This is a genomic window from Streptosporangium longisporum (assembly GCF_039534895.1).
GTDB lineage: Bacteria > Actinomycetota > Actinomycetes > Streptosporangiales > Streptosporangiaceae > Streptosporangium > Streptosporangium longisporum.
Genome location: NZ_BAAAWD010000013.1, coordinates 94,805 through 116,975, shown reverse-complemented (window position 1 = coordinate 116,975; position 22,171 = coordinate 94,805). Strand labels below are relative to the sequence as shown.

At 72.5% G+C, this 22,171-nt stretch carries 19 protein-coding genes; 16 read left to right on the top strand and 3 right to left on the bottom strand.

What is annotated here, in order from left to right:
* Positions 1-10 precede the first annotated feature (10 nt).
* The 13 genes from ABD832_RS22730 (at position 11) to ABD832_RS22670 (ending at position 15,345) form a co-directional block, all read left to right on the top strand.
* Positions 11-1,309 (top strand): ATP-grasp domain-containing protein, encoded by a 1,299-nt coding sequence (locus tag ABD832_RS22730; RefSeq protein ID WP_344898669.1) that lies wholly within the window; start codon positions 11-13, stop codon positions 1,307-1,309.
* Positions 1,310-1,325: 16 nt separating this feature from the next.
* Positions 1,326-2,492: a GNAT family N-acetyltransferase gene (locus tag ABD832_RS22725; protein ID WP_344898667.1), complete on the top strand. Its 1,167-nt coding sequence runs from the start codon at positions 1,326-1,328 to the stop codon at positions 2,490-2,492.
* A 101-nt stretch (positions 2,493-2,593) separates the two neighbouring features.
* Complete coding sequence (locus ABD832_RS22720; RefSeq protein ID WP_344898665.1) at positions 2,594-3,778, top strand: ATP-grasp domain-containing protein; 1,185 nt, start codon at positions 2,594-2,596, stop codon at positions 3,776-3,778.
* 30 nt (positions 3,779-3,808) lie between these two features.
* Positions 3,809-5,089: an ATP-grasp domain-containing protein gene (locus ABD832_RS22715; protein ID WP_344898663.1), complete on the top strand. Its 1,281-nt coding sequence runs from the start codon at positions 3,809-3,811 to the stop codon at positions 5,087-5,089.
* Positions 5,090-5,392: 303 nt separating this feature from the next.
* Complete coding sequence (locus ABD832_RS22710; RefSeq protein ID WP_344898661.1) at positions 5,393-7,204, top strand: ABC transporter ATP-binding protein; 1,812 nt, start codon at positions 5,393-5,395, stop codon at positions 7,202-7,204.
* The gene (locus ABD832_RS22705) at positions 7,197-9,107 is read left to right on the top strand and encodes an ABC transporter ATP-binding protein (RefSeq protein ID WP_344898659.1); all 1,911 of its coding nucleotides are present in this window, start codon (positions 7,197-7,199) and stop codon (positions 9,105-9,107) included. The genes ABD832_RS22710 and ABD832_RS22705 overlap by 8 nt, the downstream gene beginning before the upstream one ends.
* A 4-nt stretch (positions 9,108-9,111) precedes the next feature.
* A complete protein-coding gene (locus ABD832_RS22700; RefSeq protein ID WP_344898657.1) occupies positions 9,112-9,414 on the top strand; it encodes a hypothetical protein in 303 nt (100 codons plus the stop codon).
* 58 nt (positions 9,415-9,472) lie between these two features.
* Positions 9,473-9,925 carry a FixH family protein gene (locus ABD832_RS22695; protein ID WP_344898655.1) on the top strand — a complete coding sequence of 151 codons (453 nt, stop codon included), beginning with the start codon at positions 9,473-9,475 and terminating at the stop codon, positions 9,923-9,925.
* A 10-nt stretch (positions 9,926-9,935) separates the two neighbouring features.
* The gene (locus ABD832_RS22690; protein WP_344898653.1) at positions 9,936-11,156 is read left to right on the top strand and encodes a pyridoxal phosphate-dependent aminotransferase; all 1,221 of its coding nucleotides are present in this window, start codon (positions 9,936-9,938) and stop codon (positions 11,154-11,156) included.
* A gap of 74 nt (positions 11,157-11,230) precedes the next feature.
* Positions 11,231-11,452, top strand: coding sequence for a heavy-metal-associated domain-containing protein (locus ABD832_RS22685; protein WP_344898651.1), 222 nt, complete (start codon positions 11,231-11,233; stop codon positions 11,450-11,452).
* 122 nt (positions 11,453-11,574) lie between these two features.
* Entirely contained in the window at positions 11,575-13,923 is a 2,349-nt protein-coding gene (locus ABD832_RS22680) for a heavy metal translocating P-type ATPase (RefSeq protein WP_344898649.1), read from the top strand.
* A gap of 58 nt (positions 13,924-13,981) precedes the next feature.
* Positions 13,982-14,377, top strand: a complete 396-nt coding sequence (locus ABD832_RS22675; RefSeq protein ID WP_344898647.1) for an ArsR/SmtB family transcription factor — start codon at positions 13,982-13,984, stop codon at positions 14,375-14,377.
* A complete protein-coding gene (locus ABD832_RS22670) occupies positions 14,374-15,345 on the top strand; it encodes a hypothetical protein (protein WP_344898645.1) in 972 nt (323 codons plus the stop codon). The genes ABD832_RS22675 and ABD832_RS22670 overlap by 4 nt, the downstream gene beginning before the upstream one ends.
* 235 nt (positions 15,346-15,580) lie before the next feature.
* Here the strand turns inward: ABD832_RS22670 and ABD832_RS22665 are convergent, their stop codons facing one another.
* Positions 15,581-17,941 carry a molybdopterin-containing oxidoreductase family protein gene (locus tag ABD832_RS22665; protein ID WP_344898643.1) on the bottom strand — a complete coding sequence of 787 codons (2,361 nt, stop codon included), beginning with the start codon at positions 17,939-17,941 and terminating at the stop codon, positions 15,581-15,583.
* A 642-nt stretch (positions 17,942-18,583) separates the two neighbouring features.
* Between ABD832_RS22665 and ABD832_RS22660 the strand changes: the two genes are divergently transcribed.
* Genes ABD832_RS22660 through ABD832_RS22650 form a run of 3 tightly spaced genes read left to right on the top strand, consistent with a single transcriptional unit; the run spans position 18,584 to position 20,467 of the window.
* Positions 18,584-18,925, top strand: a complete 342-nt coding sequence (locus ABD832_RS22660) for an ArsR/SmtB family transcription factor (protein ID WP_344898641.1) — start codon at positions 18,584-18,586, stop codon at positions 18,923-18,925.
* A 23-nt stretch (positions 18,926-18,948) separates the two neighbouring features.
* Positions 18,949-20,073, top strand: coding sequence for an ACR3 family arsenite efflux transporter (gene arsB / locus ABD832_RS22655; RefSeq protein WP_344898639.1), 1,125 nt, complete (start codon positions 18,949-18,951; stop codon positions 20,071-20,073).
* Positions 20,066-20,467, top strand: coding sequence for an arsenate reductase ArsC (locus tag ABD832_RS22650; RefSeq protein ID WP_344898637.1), 402 nt, complete (start codon positions 20,066-20,068; stop codon positions 20,465-20,467). Before arsB ends, ABD832_RS22650 begins: the two co-directional genes overlap by 8 nt.
* A gap of 96 nt (positions 20,468-20,563) precedes the next feature.
* On the opposite strand, the gene ABD832_RS22645 is transcribed toward ABD832_RS22650, so the two are convergent.
* A complete protein-coding gene (locus ABD832_RS22645; RefSeq protein WP_344898635.1) occupies positions 20,564-21,853 on the bottom strand; it encodes a M28 family metallopeptidase in 1,290 nt (429 codons plus the stop codon).
* Complete coding sequence (locus ABD832_RS22640) at positions 21,841-22,080, bottom strand: hypothetical protein (protein ID WP_344898633.1); 240 nt, start codon at positions 22,078-22,080, stop codon at positions 21,841-21,843. The genes ABD832_RS22645 and ABD832_RS22640 overlap by 13 nt, the downstream gene beginning before the upstream one ends.
* Between the last annotated feature and the right edge of the window lie 91 nt (positions 22,081-22,171).

The window sequence follows — 22,171 nt, the reverse complement described above, 5'->3', positions numbered from 1 at the left end:
CGGAGCGCCGATGACAGGCGACGGCACGATTCCCGACGGCACCCTCCCGGCAGGCACCGTCGTCCTCATCGGCGGCCGGGCCCAGCGGGAGTTCACCCTCCTGCACCGGCTCGGCTACCGCATCCTGCACCTGGACCGGCGCGTGCCGCTGCACTGCATGCCGTGGGCCGACATGCCGGTCGACGTGGACGTCGACGACTGGGACCTGGTGCTCGACGTGGTCCGCGACCACCTCGGCGGATCCGCCCCCGCGGCCGTCCTGACGCACGTGGAGCCACGGATCCCGCTGATGGCCCACCTGGCAGGACGGCTGCTCGCCGACCGGCCGGGACTGAGCCTGCAGGCGGCGTGGAACTGCCACGACAAATGGCGCAGCCGCACCCGGCTGCGCGAGGCCGGCATCGCCGTCCCCGCCTTCGGCCTGGCCGGTGACGCCGACGAGGCGGTACGGATCGCCCGCGACATCGGCCTGCCGGTGGTCGTCAAACCCCGCGACGGAGCCGGCGCCTTCGGTGTCCGGCGCTGCCTGAGCGCACAGGAGGTCCACCGGGCCGCCTCGGCCGTCCTGGCCGACCCCGGACCGGGAACCCGGGCCGGAGTCCTGGTCGAGGAGTACGTCGAGGGCCCCGAGTACGCCGTGCAGACCCTCACCAGGGACGGCCGCACCCGGCTGCTGAGCGTCTTTCGCCAGCACATGACCGAACCGCCGGTGTTCGTCGAGATCGGCTACGAACACCCCAGCGGGCTCGATCGGGACGACGAGGCGGCACTGGGCGACCTCGTCACCTCGTCGCTGGCCGCCCTGGGGGTGACCGACTGGATCAGCCACACCCAGGTCCGCCACGGAGCGGACGGATTTCGCGTCGTGGAGGTCAACGCCCGCCGTCCGGGCGGCCGGCTGGTGGAGATGACGGCCGCCGTCTGCGGCGTCGACATGACCAGGGCGGTCTCCCAGATCGCCCTGGGCCTGGAGGTCACCGCCGACCGGCCGAGCGCCACGCACGCCCTGTACAGCAGCGTCGTCTTCGACGAGCCCGGCTTCGTGACGTACCACACCGGAATCGACGTCTCCGACCACGCGCTGCCGCCCATCGTCGAGATCGAGGTCGCCCCGGGAGAGCCGGTACTGCCGGCCGACCATCCCGAAGGCGGGGTCTACGGCCGGATCGTGGCCTTCGGGCACTCGGCCGGCGAGGTCGCCGACGGCGTCGGCCGAATCAGGAAGGCGCTCGGACTGCGCGTGAGCCGCCTTGAGGGCCTGGCCTGGCAGGAGGAGTCGGACAGCCGTGAATTCAAGTCGTGTTGCTGAGAGTCGTGTCGCCGGGATGAGCGTGGAGGGGTCCACGACGACCCTGACGAACCCCCGCGTTCCCGGCGAGCCGGCCGGCCGCTACCGGGTGGAACTCGCCCGGGGCGTGGCCGCCGTCGACCGGGACGCCTGGAACGACGTGGTGAACCGCTGCGCAGGCGCGATCTTCTACGCCTGGGAGTGGCTGGCCGCCTTCGAGGAGTCGCCCCCGGGCGTCTTCGAACCGGCTCACCTGCTCGCCTACGACGGCGAGGACCTGGTGGGGGTGTGCCCGGCCTACCTGGTCCACCACTGCCCGCGCCTGGAGTACGCCCTCACCCTCGGCGCGCCGATCGACCTGCGCCGCGACGGCCCCGTGTTGCTCGCGCACAGCCTGGCCGCACTGCGCGGCGGCCCGCTGGCACTGCCCGGCCACCGGTCCGCCGCGCACGCCCTGGTCACCGGCCTGGAACGCGCGGCCGGCGCGCTGGGGGCGTGGGCGTGGGGCATCGCCAACGCCCCGGCCGGCGACCTGGCCGGCCGGCTGCTGGGACAGGGGTACGCCGCCGCGCACCTGACCACCGCCTACCGGCTCGACACCGTCGCCACCACCCCCGAACGGTACTGGGACGGCCTGCCCGGACGCCGCCGGCGCCGGCTGCGGCGCGAACAGCGCCAGGGCGCGGAAGGCCTGGTCATCGGTGAGTCCCGGCCGGACGCCACCACGATGGTCCGGCTCGCGCACGCCGTCCTGCGCGAGCACGACACCCCCGTCGACGTGCTCCCCGAGCCCTACCTGCGATCCCTGGCCCGCCACCTGCGGCCCTACGAGAGGACGATCACCGCCGCCGACGAACGCGGCGAGGTGGTGGCCATGTTCGGCGGCTGGCAGTTCGGCGGGGAGTGGGCACTGTGGATCGCGGGCCTGCAGACCGGCCGCTACTCCGTCTTCGAGCCCTACCACGCGATGATCGCCCACAGCGTCGAGGCGGCGATCACCACCGACACCCGCGTGCTCGACCTCGGCCGGGGCAACGGGGTGGTCAAACGCCGCTACGGCGCGACGGGCACCCCGCTCTTCCTGGCCCTGAAGGCGGCCGATCGCGGCCGTGACGCGCTCCTGCACGCCTGGTGCCGGCAGGTGCAGGCCCGCAGCCAGACCTCGGCGCACGGTCTCGGCGTGGCGAGCAGGAGGTGCTGCTGATGCCGGAAGCGATCCCACGGCCGATCCCGGAAGCGGTTTCGGAGACGGTCCCGACGCCGGCGTCCGGGCGGGCCGGTGACGATCGGCCGAGCGTCGTGTGCGTGTCGGGCCGCCGCGTCGTGCAGGTGCTGGCGCAGCTGGGCGCGCGCACGGTGCTGCTCGGCGACCCCACCCCCCTCGACCTGGCCTGCGCCGCCGACGTGCCGATGGACCTCGACCTCGACGACTGGACGGCGGCCGAGGCCGCGCTGCGGCGGTTGCACGCGACCCACCCCGTCCGGGCCGTGCTGAGCGTCTACGACGCCCACCTTCCCCTGGCCAGCTTCCTGGCCGCGCGCCTGGACGTGACCGGGCTGGCCCTGGCCGCGGCGCTGAACTGCCACGACAAGCTCCGCATGCGCCTGGCCCTGCAGGCCGCGGGCCTGCAGGGGCCGGCCTACGCCGTCGTCGCCGACGAGGGCGAGGCCCAGGCCGCCGCCCGGTGGATCGGCCACCCGGTACTGGTCAAGAAGATCACCGCGGCGGCGGGCCGGGGCACCCTGCTGTGCCGCGACCCCGGCGAGGTCGCCGAGGCGGTCGCGACCCTGCGCGAGGAGCAGGCCCCCAACCTCCTCGTCGAGGAGTACGTCGACGGGCCCGAGTACGCGATCCAGAGCGTCACCTCCGGCGGCGTCACCGAGGTGATCAGCATCCTCGCCCAGCACACCGCCCCCGGGCCGCGGCCGCTGGAGGTCGGCTACGACTTCCCCAGCGGGCTGGGCGAGCGCGGCGAGCACGACCTGGGCCGCTTCGTCGCCGAGGCGCTGCGCGCGCTCGGCTTCGACGACGGCATCGCCCACACCCAGGTCCGGCTGGGCCCCGCCGGCCCGGTGGTCGTCAACGTCGGCGCCCGCCCTCCCGGCGGGCTGCTGTGCGCGGTCACCGAGGCCGTCCGCGGCGTGGACATGGTCCGGGCCGCGGCGCAGGTGGCACTCGGCCGGCCCGTCACCCGCCGGGCGCCGGTGGCCCGCCACGCCCGCTACCGCTGCGTCACCTTCGACGTCTCCGGAACCGTCGCCTACGACCCGCGGGCCCTGACCGGCGCGCGCCTGCGGGCCCCCTCGCCGGTGGTCGGCATGGACGTCGACCCCGGGGAGGCGGTCTCGGCCCTGGACGACCCCGGCGGCGGCACCTACGGGCGCATCGTCGTCTACGCCGACACCGAGGACGGCCTGGACCCCGCCTACCGGCGCGTCCTGGACGCCTTGCGGCCCCGCGTCGAGCGGGCCACGACCCACACCCCGTGAACAGACCCCTACCGGAACGGTGACCCCCACGTGCCAGACAACGCAGGACCGCACACGCCCGGCGACAGGACGCGCGTACTCGTCCTGGGCGGCCGGCGTACCGTCATGATGCTCAAGGAACGCACCACCTACGAGGTGGGCTTCGCCGACGAGGCCATCCCCTTCGACCTCCTCGCGGCCGCCGACATCCCGATCGAGGTCGACTTCGACGACTGGGAGGAGGTGGTCGAGGCCGTACGGCGGGTGCACGCCCTGCGGCCCTTCACCGCGGTGGTCAGCCAGGTCGACCGCCTGGTCCCGCTGGCCGGCCTGCTGCGTGAGCGGCTGGGGCTGACCACCGGCATCACCGCACAGGCCGCCCGGAACTGCAACGACAAGGCGGCCACTCACCGCTGCCTGTCCGAGGCCGACATCGCCGTGACCCGCCACCGCGTCGTCCACGACGGCCAGGAGGGGGTGGTCGCCGCCAAGGAGATCGGTCTGCCCGTCATCGTCAAACCCCGTGACGCCTCCAGCGCCGCCGGGCTCATGCACTGCGCGAGCCTTGAGGAGGTCTCCGCGGCCGTGAGCGACATCCTGGACGGCGGCCGCGACAGCGCGCTCGTCGAGGAGTACCTCGTCGGCCCCGAGATCGGCGTGTTCGCCGCCCGCGCGGGCGGGCGCACGCAGATCCTGTACGTGTTCACCGGGGAGGTCGGCCCGCCGCCGAAGTTCGTCAAACTGGGAGGCTGGTTCCCCAGCGCCCTGGACGAGGGGGAGCGGGCCCGGCTCGGCGAGCTCACCGGACGGGTCCTGGCCGCCCTCGGGCTCGACGACTGGGTGGCGCTGGTGCAGTTCATCCTCACCGACGACGGACCCAAGGTCGTCGAGGTCAACCCGCGCGTCTCCGGAGGCCAGGGCGTCGCGCTGATCGCGGCCACCACCGGTTACGAGATGACGCTCGCGGCGGTGGAGGCCGCCCTGGGCCGGCACGTCCGGCCCGACCCGCCCAAGGCCGCCATCGGGATGTACCACAGCATCGTCTTCGACCAGGAGGGGACGCTGTGGTACCGGCCCGAGGCCCTGCGCGGGATCGAAGGGCTGGAGTCGCCGGTGCCGCCGGTGATCGAGATCGACGTCGCCCCCGGAGAGGCGGTCCTGGCGATCAACCATCCGCGCGGGGGCACCTTCGGCCGCATCGTGGTGGCCGGCACCGGCCGCGAGGAGGTCGTCCGCGACCACGAACGAATCATGAGGCACCTCGACCTGCGGGTCGAGCCGCTGGAGAACGCCGAGGCGCAGGTCGACAAGCCGCACACCTCCTGCTGCTGAGGCCCACCGCCCGGCAGCGGTCACGACGATCCCTTGACGGGACACGAACCTTCTGATTCGATAATCTTGGAATTATCAAATCAAGAGGAGGACGCCATGGCAGAAGACATGATCGGCTCGGGCTGCTGCGAGACCAGCGGCATCGAGGACGCCGCGGAAGACGGCGCCGAATGCAGCTGCGCCTGTGCGTGCTGCGACTAGGCCACGGCCACCACGTGTGAACAGGCGCGGTCCGCGCCCGCGAAGGCGTGGACCGCGTCGCACACCGCAGGTCCGGCCGGCCCGGCCAGAAGGAAGAGGAACGTGAAAGAGTCACTTCACGCGCTACGTTTCATCTACGGCTACCCGCTGCGCTACCGCGGCGCGATGATCGTGGCCACGGTCACCATGCTGGCCGGGCTGCTGAGCACCATCGTCATCCCCCTGATCATCCGCGTCGCGATCGACGCCGGGGTGCTGGGCGGCGACCCCGGCCTGCTGCTCGGGATCGCCCTGGGGATCCTCGCCATCGGCGCGATCTCCGCGGCCCTGCTGCACCTGGGCAAGCAGCTGCGCTTCAACGTCGCCAGCCGGGCCGTCAACGACCTGCGCCACGACCTCTTCCGCACGCTCCTGCGCCTGGGGCCCGCCGACACGGCCGAGGCCTCCGGAGGACGGGCGCTGACCCGCCTGGTCTCCGACGCGGTCTTCGTGCGCGGCCTGACCAACGGCGGGATCCTGGAACTGCTCAACCAGATCCTCGTCACCTCGGTGATGTACCTGGTCGCACTGCTGATCGACGTGCGCACCACGCTGGTCGCCTCCCTCCCGCTGGTGATCGTGATCATCGGCAACCTGACCGTCCAGGGACGCCTGTCGCGCGTGTTCGGCGAGGTCAAGGGACAGTTCACCAACCTGCTCTCCGGCGTGGGGGAGTCGCTGTCCAACATCGGCGTGGTGAAGTCCTTCGGCCGCGAGGACGCCGCCTCCGGCCGCCTGCAGAAGATCAACGAGGAGCTCTCGGCCCGCAGGGGCAGCATGAAGACCACCTACAGCCGCTGGGAGGCCGTCCTCAACGTCGTCGGCGCGCTGCCCACCCCGATCGCCCTGTGGCTGGGCGGCACCGCGGTCGTCGCCGGTCAGATCACCGTGGGCAGCCTCGTCGCGCTCACCGCGCTGATCATGATGGTCCAGATGAGCATGCACATGGTGACCATGCACGCCAACGGGATCTTCCGCTCGGTGGTCGTCGCACAGCGGCTGCTGCGCATCGTCGACGCCAGGCCCGTGCTGACCGTCGAACCGCGGACCCGGTCCATGCCGGCACCCGACGGCGCACTGTCGGCCACCGGCGTCGTCGTCGAGATCGGCGGACGACGCGTCCTGGACGACGTCGACCTGACCGTGCGCGCCGGCGAGGCGGTCGCGCTGATCGGCCCGACCGGCGGCGGCAAGACGACCCTGCTGCACGTGCTGGCCCGGCTGCGCGACACCCAGGCCGGCGTCGTGGCCTACGACGGCGTCGACGTGCGCGACTACGACCTGGAGTCGGTACGGCGACAGGTCGTCTGCCTGCCGCAACGGCAGTGGATCTTCGAGGGGACGCTCGCCGACAACATCGGCTTCGCCCGGCCCGGCGCGACGACGCGGCAGATCGCCGACGCCGCGCACGCCGCGGGCCTGAACGACCTCCCGCTGGACCGCGTCCTGGCCGCCGACGCCGTGGACCTGTCGGCCGGAGAGCGCCAGCGGGTGGGCCTGGCCCGTGCCCTGCTGGTGGACCCCGCCGTGCTGCTGCTGGACAACCCCACCGCCAACCTCGACGCTGAGACCGAGGCCGAGCTGCTCGACACCATCGTGCGGGTCCGGCGCGGGCGCACGCTCGTCATCGCCACCCAGCAACCGGCCGTCACCCGCTACGTCGACCGCGTCGTCGCAATCGAGAACGGCGCCCTGGTCGCACCCGAGTCCCTCGTCGGCGACGCGACCGACACCGCGACCGGCGACGGCCCGACCGGCACGACCGGCACGACCGTCTCCACCGGCGACACGACGGGCCCCACCACCGGCGGCGACGCGGCGGACCGGCCGCTGACGCCCGCCGGCGTACAGGAAGGAGCCCAGGGCAATGGCTGACATCGCCTCCCCACCGGCCGCCCTCGACCCGGGCGAGGTCAACCGGACGCTCCGCCGGGCGGTACGGCGCTTCCTTCCCTACCTCAGACCCCACATCGGATGGATCGCCCTGGCGACGCTGGTGACCATCCTCAGCTCCGTCATGACGATCGCCCAGATGTACGCCGTGATGCTCGGCGTGGGCCACATCGTCACCGGCGACATGCAGGCCGTCGCCGGCACGGCGATCAACCTGGTCATCCTCGCGGTCCTGGACAACATCATCCGCATCACCTACAACACCGCGATGATCCGGGTCAACGAGCGCATCACCGTCACCCTGCGCAACGACCTGGTGGCCCGCCTGCACGGCGTGCAACTCTCCCGTCACGTCTCCCAGGCCAGCGGGACATGGGTCACCCGGGTGTTGTTCGAGGCCGAGCGTTTTCGCGGCTACATCACCAAGACCGGCATGGAGCTGGTGCAGAGCGCGGTGTGGTTCATCGCCTTCGCGGTGTTCCTGCTCGCCCTCAGCCCCGGCGTGGCCCTGCCGACCCTCGTGGTCATCCCCATCATGATGATCATCGCGTTGCGCTGGACCCGCCACCTCAAGGCCGACACCGGCCACCAGCGCGAGGCGTGGGACGGCATGGTCGGCTACCTCGACCAGCGCATCGACGGCCTGGCCGACATCCGCGCCTTCGGCCGCGAGGACAGCGTGATGGCCGACCTGGAACAGCGGTCGGCCCGCTACACCGTCATCCACAACAGGCTCTCCACCAAACGGCTGTGGCTGACCTCCTACCTCGGCTTCACCGTCCACATCGCCCTGGCACTGCTGATCTTCTTCGGCGGCCTGCAGATCATCAACGGCCACCCGCTCGGATCGGGCTTCTTCTTCGACCTGGCCGCCGGCATGATGCCGATGACCTGGATGCTGCTGGGCACCGACACGATGATGGCCTCCATGGGCATGGCCCAGGGCGCCGCCCTGGCCGCGGGCACCCTGGCCGCGTTCGCGCTGTTCTCCAAGCGGATGCTCAACCCGGTCCGCGACGTGGCCAACCAGCTGGGCCAGGCCTCCGACATGGCGGTCTCGGCCCAGCGCGTCCTGGAGGTGCTGGACCTGCCCGCCGAGGACGACAGCGGTCGCCCGCTGGGCGAGATCCGCGGCCACCTGCGCATCGACCACGTGGGATTCGGCTACGACGACGGACCCCGGGTCCTGCACGACGTGTCGCTGGAGGCCCACCCCGGCGAGCACGTCGGCGTCGTCGGCGCCAGCGGCGCCGGCAAGAGCACCCTGATGCAACTGCTGGTGCGCTTCTACACCCCCACCTCCGGCACGATCCACATCGACGGCCACGACCTGTCGCAGGTGAGCAGGTCCTCGGTACGCGAGCAGGTCCTGCTGGTGACCCAGGAGGCCCAGCTGTTCGACGGGACCGTCGCGGAGAACATCCGCTTCGGCCGCCCCGAGGCGACCGAGGAGGAGATCGCCGAGGCCGCCCGCGCTCTGGGCGCGCACGAGGTGATCGCCGGACTCGGCGAGGGATACCGGACCCGGGTGGGCGAGCGGGGATCGCGGCTGTCCACCGGGGAGCGGCAACTGGTCGCCCTGACACGCGCCATGCTCGCCGACCCCAAGGTGATCATCCTCGACGAGGCGGTCTCCAGCGTCGACCCGGCCCGGCAACGGACCGTCCTGGCCGCGATCCGGCGGCTGCTGGAAGGACGCACCGCGATCGTCGTGGCCCACTGGCTGACCCTCGTCGAAGACCTCGACCGTGTGTTCGTCCTCGAGGAGGGACGCATCACCGAGTCCGGCACGCCGGTGGAACTCCTCACCCGCGACAGCCGCCTCGCCGAACTGTGCAAGGTCCAGACCGGACAGAGCACCGCCCAGCCCACCGGAAGGAAGTGACCCCATGTCCGTCACCGAGCAGAACCTCGGCCAGCTGTTCTGGTCGGCCGCCCGCAACGAGCCGACGGCCACCGCCAAGCCCGAGCCCAAGGCCCAGCCCGAGCCCGGAGCCAAGAGCTCCTGCTGCGGTCCCAAGCCCGCCGCCACGGAGACCACCGCGGCCGCCGCGGCGACCGGGAAGGCTCCGGCCGCGAAGACCTCGTGCTGCGGCCCCAAGCCCGCCGCGACCACCGAACCCGCCACCGAACCCGCCGCCGTCACCGAGAGCGGGAAGGCTCCGGCGGCGAAGAGTTCGTGTTGCGGATAACACCCCGCGAACGGCGTACCGCCCGGCCGATCAGGAGATCCACGACAGGAGGCAGGAGATGAGCAGGCGCTCACGTCGGGCCGTGGCGGCCGTGGCGGCCGGGGCCATCGCGATCGTCACCACGGCGGGCTGCGCACAGAGCAGGGCCGCCGGCACCACCGGCACCACCGGCACCACGTCGTCGGCCGACTGCCAGACCCAGCAGCAGAACGCCGGGCTCACCGTGCAGTTCACCACCGTCCCCTGCCCGGCCAAGGGCGGAACGGCCACCACCGCGCGGTTCACCGTCAAGGACTCCGCCGGAGCGGTCGTCCCCGACGCCACGGTGAAGGTCGACTACGACATGCCCAGCATGGACATGCGCGGCGCCCCGCAGACGGCCACCCGCAAGGGCGACGCCTATGAGTCCACGCTCGTGCTGGGCATGTCCGGCCACTGGGCGGTCACCGTCCAGATCAGCCGACCCTCGGGGCCACCGGCCGCGGTCCGGTTCGACGTCAAGGCCAGGTAGGAGGAAGCCCATGCTGAGTCGCCGCGCGGCACAGCTGCCGCCGTCGAGCACGGCGGCGCTCGACGCCCGCGCCAAACAGCTCGCCGAGGACGGCGTCGATGTCATCAACCTCACCGGCGGCGAGGTCGACTTCCCCACACCGCGCCAGGCGCGCGAAGGCGGCATCGAGGCGATCACCCGGGGATTCACCCGCTACACGGCGGTGGCCGGCATCATGCCGCTGCGCCAGGCCGTCGCCGCGCGCCTGGCCCGCACGTGGAACGCCCCCTGCGCCGCCGAGGAGATCATCATCACCAACGGCGCCAAGCAGGCCCTCGCGAACGCCTTCGCGACCCTGCTGGACCCGGGCGACGAAGTGATCATCCAGGCCCCGTACTGGGTGAGCTTCCCGCACATGGTCACCCTCGCCGGAGGGAGGCCGGTCGTCGTCCCCACCGGAGCCGGCACCGGTTTCAAGCTGACACCGCGAGCCGTCGCCGAACGGATCACACCGCGCACCCGGGCACTGCTGATCAACAGCCCCTCCAACCCCACCGGCGTCGTCTACGACCGGGCCGAGCTGGCGGCACTGGCCGAGGTGGCGCTGGAGGCCGGCCTGACCATCGTCAGCGACGAGATCTACGGTGACCTCGTCTACGACGGCACCGCCTTCACCGCCGTCGCCTCCCTGAGCCCCGAGGTCCGGGAACGGACCGTCACGGTCGGCGGATGGTCGAAGACCTTCGCGATGACGGGATGGCGCGTCGGGTTCGCCGCCGCCCCGCCCCCCGTGATCGCCGCGATGACCGCCCTGCAGGGGCACACCACCTCGGCCGCCTCCTCGATCTCCCAGCACGCCGCGCTGGCGGTACTGCGCGAGGAACCGGCCGGCGAACTGCGGCGGCGCACCGTCGCACTTGACGAACGCCGGCGCGTCCTGCGGGACGGCCTGGCCGCCCTGCCCGGACTACGGCTCGCCGTCGAACCCCGAGGGGCGTTCTTCGCCTTCGTCGAGGTCTCGGGCGCCTACGGGCCCGGCGCGAACGGTCAGATGATCGACAGCGCCGCGGCCTTCGCCGAACACCTCCTGCGCACCGCCCGCGTCGCCGTCGTCCCCGGCGCCGACTTCGGCGCCCCGCACCATGTGCGGATCTCCTACGTCGCCGACCCCGACACGCTGCGCGAGGCGCTGAAGCGCATCCACGACGTCCTGGCCACCCTCGGCGGCACGATCACCTCGCCCGGGCGATGACATCCCGCCACCCCGACCATTCCGCGTTCGACTCCCCGCCCGGACCTCCGGACACCGGCTGAAAGGCAACACCCATGAGCGTCGTCACCACCTACGCGGTGCAGGGCATGACGTGCGGCGGATGCGCCAAGCGAGTGCGAACCGCCCTCGACACCGCGATCCCCGGCCTCGAGGACATCGAGGTCGATCCCAAGGCCGGCCAGGTGCGGATCAGCGCACCGGCCCCGGTCTCCGCCGAAGCCGTCCAGGCCGCGGTGGAGACGACCGGATACCGCTTCGCCGGGGTCCTGTCATGAGAAGCGGCGTCAAGGTCGCGGGATTCCTGCTGCTGCTGGCGGCGGTCTTCGCGCTCGCCTACGCCCTGGGAACCTACGTGCCGCCGGTGGAGCTGTAGGCCCGTGGAAAGGAGATGAGAGCGGTGTCCGTATCGGCGCCGGGACTCGCGACCCGGTCGGAGGTCACGCTGCTGATCGGCGGCATGACCTGCGGCTCGTGTTCGGCCCGCATCGAACGCAAGCTCAACCGCATGGACGGCGTGCGCGCCGAGGTCAACTTCGCCGTCGAGCAGGCCCGCGTCGAACACGACGCCGACGTCTCGGTGGACGATCTGATAGCCGTGGTGGAGGCCCTCGGCTACAGCGCCACCGTGCCGGCCCCCGAACCCGTCGCCACCGAGGAGGACTCCGCCGAGCACGCGGACGACGAGACCCTGGCCGCCCTGCGCCGGCGGCTGACGATCTCGGCGGCCCTCAGCGTCCCGGTCGTCGCCATGGCGATGATCACCCCGCTGCAGTTCACCTCCTGGCAGTGGCTGTCGCTGACGCTCGCCGCCCCGGTGGCGACCTGGGGGGCCTGGCCCTTCCACGTGGCGGCCTTCAAGAACCTGCGTCACGGCGCGGCCACCATGGACACCCTCATCTCGCTGGGGGTCAGCGCGGCGTTCGGCTGGTCGCTGTACGCCCTGTTCTTCGGGTACGCGGGGCTGCCGGGAATGCGGATGCCCTTCGTGATGCGACCCGTCGCCGGAGAGGGCCTGCACCACATCTACCTGGAGGTCGCGGCCGGCCTCACCGTGTTCATCCTCGCCGGCCGCTACGCCGAGCACCGCTCCAAACGCCGCGCCGGATCGGCCCTGCGGGCACTGCTGGAACTCGGCGCGAAGGACGTGGCGGTACTCAGCGAGGGCCGCGAGATCCGCGTGCCCGTCGACCGCCTGGCCGTCGGCGACCTGTTCGTCGTCCGGCCGGGGGAGAAGATCGCCACCGACGGCGTCGTCGTCGAGGGCACCTCCGCGGTGGACGCCTCCATGCTGACCGGCGAGAGCGTACCGGTCGAGGTGGGGCCGCACGACGCCGTCGCGGGCGCCACCGTCAACGCCAGCGGGCGGCTGATCGTCCGGGCCACCCGGATCGGCGCCGACACCCGGCTCGCCCAGATCACCCGGCTGGTGACGCAGGCGCAGGCCGGCAAGGCGCCCGTGCAGCGCCTGGCCGACCGCGTCGCCGCGGTGTTCGTACCCGTGGTCGTGACGATCGCCGTCGCGGCGTTCGGCTTCTGGCTCGGCAACGGCCTGGACGCCGCCGGAGCGCTGACCGCCGCCGTCTCCGTCCTCGTCGTCGCCTGCCCGTGCGCGCTCGGCCTGGCGACACCCACCGCGCTGCTCGTCGGCACCGGACGCGGCGCCCAGCTCGGCATCCTCATCCGCGGCCCGGAGATCCTCGAATCCACGCGCCGGATCGACACCGTCGTCCTGGACAAGACCGGAACGGTCACCACCGGCTCCATGCGGCTGGCCGACGTGGTCGCGGCCCCCGGCCAGGACGCCGACGAGGTGCTCAGGCTCGCCGGCGCGCTGGAGGACGCCTCGGAACATCCGATCGCCAAGGCCGTCGCGGCCGCCGCGCGCGACCGCGTCGGCCCGCTGCCCCCCGTCACCGCGTTCGAGAACAGCACCGGCCTGGGCGTGCGCGGCGAGGTCGACGGGACGACCGTGCTCGTCGGCCGGGCCGGCTGGCTGGGCGCGGAACTGTCGATGCCCGCCGATCTGGACGAAAGCCGCCGCAAGGCCGAGGAGTCCGGCATGACGGTGGTCTTCGCCGGATGGCGGGGACAGGTGCGCGGCATGCTGGCCGTCACCGACACCGTCAAGGAGACCAGCGCCGAGGCCGTGGCGCAGCTGCGCGCGCTCGGGCTCGCGCCGATCCTGCTGACCGGCGACAACGCGCGGGCCGCGCGGGCGGTCGCCGCGCAGGTCGCGATCACCGACGTCGAGGCCGACGTGATGCCCGCCGACAAGGTCGCCGTGATCCAGCGGCTGCAACGCGACGGGCGGGTCGTGGCGATGGTCGGCGACGGGGTCAACGACGCCGCCGCCCTGGCCCAGGCCGACCTGGGCATCGCCATGGGCACCGGCACGGACGCGGCCATCGAGGCCGGCGACATCACCCTCGTGCGCGGGGACCTGCGCGCGGCGGCGGACGCGGTACGGCTGTCCAGGCGCACCCTGACGACCATCAAGGGCAACCTGTTCTGGGCGTTCGCCTACAACGTCGCCGCCGTTCCACTGGCCGTGATGGGCATGCTGAACCCGATGATCGCCGGAGCCGCGATGGCGGTCTCCAGCGTGTTCGTGCTGAGCAACAGCCTCCGGCTGCGCCGCTTCCAGGCGCATGCCTCCGCGCCTGACCCGGCCACCCGGCCGCTGGCCACCGGCACGCCCGCCCCGGACAGGACGCTCCAGGCGACCGGCGGGAGGGGAGACAGGTAGCGGCGCCCGGCGGCCGTCGCCCGTGGTCCGGCACACCCCTGCGAGCCAGGAGCATCACATGGATCCGGTCGTGTTCGGCCGATGCGCGCCGCTGGCGCGTGAGCCACTGGGCCCGTCCCCCGCGGGGGACCTGGCCCAGGCGTTCAAGGCGCTGGGCGATCCCGTGCGCCTGCGACTGCTCTCCCTGGTCGCCTCCCACCCCGACCGCGAGGTATGCGTGTGCGACATGTCCGGCGACGTCGACCTGTCGTCCCCGACGATCTCCTACCACCTGAAGGTGCTGCGAGCGGCCGGGCTCATCACCGCCGAGCGGCGGGGCACCTGGGTCTACTACCGCGCCGTGCCGGCGACGCTGAACGACCTGTCCCGGCTGCTGCGGGCCCACGAGACGGCGCCGACGGTGCCGACGGCGTCGTGGGCGACGCCCACCGGGACGGACGGTGAGGGCCGATGATCCTCAAGACCGCCGCCGGTCTGCCCCTGGCCGTGGTCGACGTCCACGAGGCGCTGGAGGGCGACTGGAGACGCCACCGGCACGAGGTCGACGTCGTACGCGTGCAGAACCCCCCGCCCGAGTGCTGGGCGGAGCTGGCCGCGGCGGGTTTCGCACCCAAACCCCAGGTCGTCGTGTGGCGCGCCGCCACCGCCGCGAGCGATGAGGCCTTCCTCGAACGCCTGACCACCAGGGACAGGCGCAACGTCTTCGTGGCGCGCCGCCGCGGCCTGGCCGCCGGACTGCGTCTCGACGTCCGGCCGGTGTCCCCGGCGCTGCTGGAGGCGTTCCTGCCCCTGTACGAGAGTCAGATCACCGAGATGCGGCACGGATGGCCCGTCGCCGCCCGCCACCGGGAACGGATCCTGGCCGAAAGCGAACACTACTTCGCCGTGTGCGCCTGGGAGGGGGCGGATCTGGCCGGGGCGTGCATCAGCCTGCAGTCACCGGACAAGGACGAGGTACGGGGACGTTTCGGCGCGGTGGCGGCCCGCCACCACGCGACCGGGCTGACGCGCCTGCTCTACATGGAACTCATCGGCGAGGCCCGCCGCCGCGGATTCACCTGGGTGAGCCTGGGCAGCGACCCCAACCTCTACGGCCACCTGGCCAAGCCGGGCCTGTTCGGCTTCAAGAGCCGTCTCGGGTTCGTTCCCCTGCCCTCCCACCTGGTCGACCCCGGATCCGGATCCGACCAGGCCGACCGGATCGTCAACCTCGCCGCTCTCGGCGACCCCTCCTTCGTGCTGGCCTACGCCCCCGGACCCGATGGACGGCCCGAGCGCGGACCGGCGCTGCGGCTGGAGATGTTCAGCTTCACCGAAGACCTCGACCTGCGTCCCTACAGCCCGGCCCACCTCGCCGGCGTACGGCTGCACCACCTTCGCCGCCCCTGCCTCGACACCCCCGCCCGACAGGCCCATCCTTGACGGAGACGTCCATGCCCGATCCGCTCACCCCGGCACTTCCCGACCTCGACACGCTCACCGGCGAACTCGTGCGGGGGGCCGGCTGGGACACCCTGCGCCTTCCGGCCCTGCGTCCCGGCGCCGGCTGGGACCTCCTGCCCGCCGCCCCGGACGACGGGGTGCGGGACGCGCCCCGGCCTCCGGCACGCGGAAAGGCCGGCGGGGCCCACCCACCGGCCTTTCCGCACTCACCGGGTCACTTCTTGCGGACGCGGCAGGCGAAGCACTTGTACGCCTGCTGTCCCGAGAGGTTGTCGTAGAGCAGGTCGTCGATCAGGGTGTTGGCCGCCTCGTAGCGAGGAGCGCCGTAGAGGTCACCGGCCCGCTGGGCCGGGCCGAAGGTGTTGGGGAGGTAGACGGTGTCGGCGCGGATGCCCTCGTCCAGCTGGGCGGTGCCGCTCACCGCACCACGCGGGCTCTCCACCAGGACCTGATCGCCGTCGGCGATGCCGAGCCCGCGGGCGGTGGCCGGGTGGATCTGCACCAGGCGGACGCCGTTGAGCCGCTTGCCGGTCGGCGTCCAGTGGGTGACGGAGGCGAAGTGCACCACGCTGGGCCGGCCGGTCATTCCCATCAGCGGGTACCTGCGGTGCACCGCGTCGGAGCCGGCGACGCCCAGGCGCACCGGCCGGGTGAGCGCACCGGGGTTGATCGGGTTGGTGATGTAGCGGTCCTCGTAGGCGATGGTCGGGTGCGCGCCCGTCACCTCGGGGTGGGTGTAGAAGACCGGCAGCGCATGGTGCCCGCTCGGGGCGAGCCTGCTCTCCAGCTCGGGCGTGTAGATCTCGGCCTTGCCGCTCGCCGTCAGGAACCGCTTACCACGGTTGGCCGGGTCGAGCGACTCGGCCGCCCTGTACCAGCTGGGGTGGTCGAGATACAGCGTGCTGACCCCCGGATGATCGGTGTCCGGGCACGGCCAGCGCAGCGGTTCGGCCCGCGCGCGCAGTCGCCGGCGGGTCATGCCCGCCATCCCGGGGGTGTGGGCGACGAAGGTGTCCCACAGCGTGCCGTAGTCCTTCCACTCCTGGGGGAAGGCGTCCGTCCAGTACGAGCGGGGACGGCGGCGGTCGTTGCGGCCGAGCGCGTGGGCCAGGTCGATCCAGATCTCGGTGTCGGAGCGCGTCTGGCCGACCCGTTCCACCGCGGCGTCCTGCCAGCGGACGGCACGGTCGTCGCGGCGCATGTAGACGCCCTCGAACTCCAGGCCGCTGCAGACGGGAAGGATGATGTCGGCGTAGTAGGCGGCCTCCTCCATGAACAGGCCCGTGTAGACGTAGAAGTCGAGCTCGGCGAAGGCCTCGCGCACCTTGCCGGTGTTGGCCGAGCTGATGAGGGGGTTGCCCTCCGTCATGACCGCCTTGAGGCGGTAGGGGCGGCCGTTCAGGATCGACTCGGCGAAGGAGTCGGGGCCGACGGGCAGCGCCGGGCCCCGGGTGGGGGGTGTGACCTTCAGCGGGGGAAGGTTCAGCCCGCCGGGCCAGGTGTTGTGCATGAAGTTGCAGCCGCCGCCGGGCACACCGATGTTGCCGGTCACCGCGGCGAGCATCGTCAGGGTGCGGTAGGTGTCGAACGCGCCCAGCTGGTGGGATATGCCGGCGTTGCAGAAGATCGCGGCGGGTCGGGTGCCGGCGTAGTCGGCCGCCAGTCCCCGGATCGTCCCGGCGGGAACGCCGCTGACGCCGGCCGCCCACTCGGGGGTGTAACCGTGCTCGACCAGGTGCGCGCGCAGCTCGTCGAAGCCGAGCACCCACCGCTCGACGAAGGCCCTGTCGTGGCGGCCGGTGGTGACGATGTGATGCAGCATGCCCAGGACGAGGGCGAAGTCGGTGTGCGGCTTGGGGGCCACCCACTGGTCGGCCAGTTCGGTGGTGGGGGTGGCGCGCGGGTCCACGACCACCAGGCGCGCCCCGGTGCGCGCGCGTTCGCGCAGCAGGTGGGCGAACGTCACAGGGTGCGTCTCACCCTGGTTGGTGCCCAGGAACAGGAAGAACTTCGCCGAGCCGAGATCCTCCCTGCCGGTCGCGCCGTCGACGCCGTAGCCGTTGGTGAAGTTCCCCAGCCCGAACGTGGTGGCCAGGGCGTTGCCGCCGGCGTCGTTGCACACCGGGCCGACGTCGGTGTCGTTGGGGCTGCCCAGCAGGGTGAAGACCCGCGAGACGAGCGACCCGGTGCCTCGGGGCAGGCGGCCGGTGGTGCGGTTGGCGATGGCGCGGGCCTGTCCGGCGTCGCGCAGGGCGAGCCAGCGGCGTGCGATGACGTCCAGCGCCTCGTCCCAGGAGACGGGGGCGAAACGGCTGTCGGGGTCGCCCTTGCGGCCGGAGACGCGGCGCAGCGGCGTGGTCAGGCGCAGCGGGTTGTAGGTCAACTCGGTCATCATGGGGGCCTTGACGCACAGGTTCCCGTCCTGCACCGGATCGGCCTGCTCACCGCGGATCTCCAGCACCCGGCCGAGCTTCAGGGAGACCTTGATCCGGCAGTTGCTGTTGCAGAACTGGCATGCGCTGTCGACCACGCGGTCGGGGGTCAGCGCCGCCGACCCGGCCGTGAAGTCCGGCACGGCGGACCCCGGCCCGGGAAGAGGCGGCGCGGCCGCGGCGAACGCGGCCTGCCCGGTATGGGGAACGAGGCCCGGGATGCCTCCGGTGGCGGTTCCGGCACCGGCGAGCATCGCGCCCCGCAGTACCCCGCGCCGTGTGACACCTTGATGATCTGCGGGAAGTGTGTTGTCCTGCTCCACTGAGGAAGATCTCCCGTCGCAATGAGACGTTCGCGGGGTGGGCGGGCGCCGTGGCCTCTCGCGTGAGCGATCGGGACACTGATGGATCGGCCACGCCCGTGAGCCGCGAAGGGCTCGCGTGTTCCCTGTGAGCCGATCGGATTCGGCGTGCGGACGAGGTCGTTGCCGCGACGTCCCGTTCACGAGATCGCGTGTCGTACACAACCACTCTCATGACCGTCTTCCCGCCGGGAAAGTGATCGGGCCAGGCAGCAAGTTGCCCGGCACCTTGGTGCCAGCACACCGCCCGGCCACCGCGCCCGCATGCGGCCGACCCGCCGGGAGGCCGGGCGCGGGCGTGCCCTGCCGGCCGATCCGCCGTACCCGGTGGCCGGGAAGGGGACCGCTGCACCGTGCCCTGATAGACATGTGTCAATATAGATACTGATTGACTTCGACCAGCGTCTATATGAGGGGTGTCCGATGGAGCCACCGGAGCTGTCAGGGTGCAGCCCGCCGCTGACGCGCGAGCCGCTCAGCGCCGAGCGGAGCGCCGCGGTGGCGCGCGTGTTCAAGGCGCTGGGAGATCCGGTACGGCTGCGCATCGTGTCGATCGTGGCCAGCCACGCGGGCGGCGAGGTGTGCGTGTGCGACCTGACCGGTGCCTTCGAGCTGTCGCAGCCGACCATCAGCCACCACCTGAAGGTTCTCAAGGAGGTCGGGCTGCTGGTCTCCGAGCGCCGGGCCTCGTGGGTGTACTACCGCCTGGTCCCCGAGACCCTGGCCGACCTGTCAGCCCTGATCGACGTTCCCGCCTCGGCCTGAGCGCGGACCACGAAGGAAGCGTGATGTCCTCACCTACCGCCGCCCCCGCCCCCGCCTCCACGGCGAAGGGCGGCGTGGTCGGCGCCCTGTCCACCCTGGACCGTTTCCTGCCGGTGTGGATCGGCCTGGCGATGGCCGCCGGGCTGCTGCTCGGGCGCCTGGTGCCCGGCCTGAACTCCGCGCTGGAGGCGGTCAAGATCGGTGAGATCTCGCTGCCGATCGCCCTGGGCCTGCTGCTGATGATGTACCCGGTGCTGGCCAAGGTCCGCTACGACCGCCTGGGCACCGTCACCGGCGACCGGCGCCTGCTGATCGCCTCCCTGGTGCTCAACTGGATCCTCGGCCCGGCACTGATGTTCGCGCTGGCTTGGCTGCTGCTGCCCGACCTGCCCGAGTACCGCACCGGCCTGATCATCGTCGGCCTGGCCCGCTGCATCGCCATGGTGCTGATCTGGAACGATCTCGCGTGCGGCGACCGTGAGGCCGCGGCCGTGCTGGTCGCGATCAACTCGATCTTCCAGGTCGTCGCCTTCGGCCTGCTGGGCTGGTTCTACCTCGACCTGCTGCCCACCTGGCTCGGCCTGGGCCAGGGCAGCGCGCTGCGGGTCTCGGCCTGGGACATCGCCCGATACGTGCTGATCTTCCTCGGCATCCCCCTGGCGGCGGGCTACCTGTCGCGCCGGCTGGGCGAACGCACCCGCGGCCGCACCTGGTACGAGGAGCGCTTCCTGCCCAGGATCGGACCCGTCGCCCTGTACGGGTTGCTGTTCACCATCGTCATCCTGTTCGCCCTGCAGGGACAGACGATCACCTCCCGGCCCGGGGACGTGGCCCGGATCGCACTGCCGCTGCTGGCCTACTTCGCCCTCATGTGGGGCGGTTCCTTCCTGGCCGGCCGGGCGATCGGCCTGACCTACGAGCGCACCACCACGCTGGCCTTCACCGCGGCCGGCAACAACTTCGAGCTGGCCATCGCGGTCGCGGTCGGCGTCTTCGGCGTCACCTCCGGCCAGGCCCTGGCCGGGGTGGTCGGCCCGCTGATCGAGGTGCCCGTCCTGGTCGCCCTGGTCTACGTCAGCCTGGCCGCCCGCCGCCTGTTCCCCACCGTCCCTGTTCCCCCCGCGTCACAAGGATCGGCCCATGCCTGACACGCCCAGCGTGCTGTTCGTCTGCGTGCACAACGCAGGCCGCTCCCAGATGGCCGCCGGCTGGCTCACCCACCTGGCGGGGGAGCGGATCGAGGTCCGCTCGGCCGGATCCGAGCCCGCCGAGCAGATCAACCCGGTCGCGGTGGCCGCGATGGCAGAGGTCGGCATCGACATCACCGCCGGACACCCCAAGATCCTCACCGTCGAGGCCGTCCAGGACTCCGACGTGGTCATCACCATGGGCTGCGGCGACACCTGCCCGTTCTTCCCCGGCAAACGCTACGAGGACTGGAAGCTCGACGACCCCTCCGGCCAGGGCATCGACACCGTCCGCGCCATCCGCGACGAGATCCGCGCCCGCGTCGAGAACCTGATCGCCGACCTCGACGGGTGAGCGGCCGGGCGGTCCGGACCGGGTCCCGCTCCTGAACGGCCCCGAGCATCCCGGTCGCGGAGCCGCACGCCGGCGAGCCGGACCCGGCGGCACCGCTCAGGGGCGCGTGCCGGCCAGCAGCCAGACGGTGGCGACGAGCAGGCGGGCGGCGGTCACCAGGGTGGCCGCCTCCACGCGGTCGGGGGTCTCGGCGGGGGTCTGGTAGCCGGGCATCCCCATGCCGACGCCGATCGCGGCCAGTCCCGCCGCGGCGTAGCGGCGGTTGTCGGAGGCCATCGCCCCGGCCCGCAACGCCACCCCGGTGCGGCGCCCGGCCCGGTCCAGGACGGCCAGCAGGGCATGGGCCGGGCCGCCCGCCTCGACCGCGGCCGCCTGATGCAGCCGTGCGGCCCCGTCCAGGTTGACGACCTGGGTGTCCGGCGCCACGGCAGGGGCGTGGTGGGCCGAACCCCGCGCCCCGGCCTCCTCGGCGTCCAGAAAGGACACCCTCAGGTCCACCGGCACGGTCAGGGTGGCGGCCAGGACGCGGGCGGCCTCCAGGACCGCGGCCACCCCGGAGGCGTTGTCGGCCGCCGCGGGCAGGCGGCGCTCGGGGTCGTCGCCCACCCCGTCGAAGTGCGCCGTCAGCAGCACCCGGGGCCCGCCCGCCGCTTCCTGTTCCACCCCCTCGCGCCGCACCCCCTGTCCGAGCGGCAGATGACCGTGAACGTTGACGGCGCCGGCGGCGACCGCGCGCAGCGGTACCGACGCGGTCACGGTCACCTCGTTCGCGGCGAGGGCGTCGGCCAGCCGCCGGTGCAGGTCGGCGCGTACGCCGATGACCGCCACCGCATGCCGGGCGGGCCCGGCGATCATCTTGGGCATCCACCCGCCGTCGTCGGTGCCGCGCGCCGTCAGCACGCCGAGGGCACCGCCGGCTTCGGCGCGCCGGCAGGCCTGCTCCCATTCACCGGCCGGAGCCAGCACCCAGCACCCGCCGAGATCCGCCGTACCCGCGTCCACCAGCGGTGCCGAGCGCGGGTCGGGCAGCTCGGCCGAGGTCAGGTGCTCGACGAAGTCGCGTCGATGCTCCAGCGGCCGGGTCTGCCGGCCGTCGCTCCAGCGCAGCACCGGTGTGCGGTACAGCTCGCGCACCTCGGCGACGTCGAACGGGTCGAGCCGGACCTCGGCGCCCAGCGCGCGTAACCGGCCGGCGAGCCAGGAGGCGGCGGCGCGACCGCCAGGGGTGCCCACCCGGCGGCCAGCGTAGCGGTCGGCGGCCAGCTCGGTGACGCAGTCGAGCATCCGCCCCGCGCTCACCTGCTCCAGGGCGGCCATCAGGCCGGGGACCTCGGCCGCCTCCGGTGGCGCGGCCGAGGCGGAGGGCGGGGAGCTCATCCGCAGCATCCGCCGGAGGCTCCACCGGCGGCGGCCGGACCGGCCGGCGCCTGAGCGCGGTCCTCGTCCTGGGGGGTCTGCTCGGCCTCGGACGTCTCTCCGCAACACGACGTGGCCACGGCGGCGGCGTCCTGGGACGCGCTGGGGGCGGGACCCCCGCAGCATCCTCCGGCGGCGGGCGGGGTGAAGGCCTCCTGCAGGTCCCCGATGAATCCACCGGTGTTCTCGTTTGCCATGGTGTGCCCCTTTCGAGGGAACGGCGCGCTCTCGCGCGGTAGTGACCTCATCCGGCTTTGACGTACATCTAAGTAAGGTCAGCGTTTCACT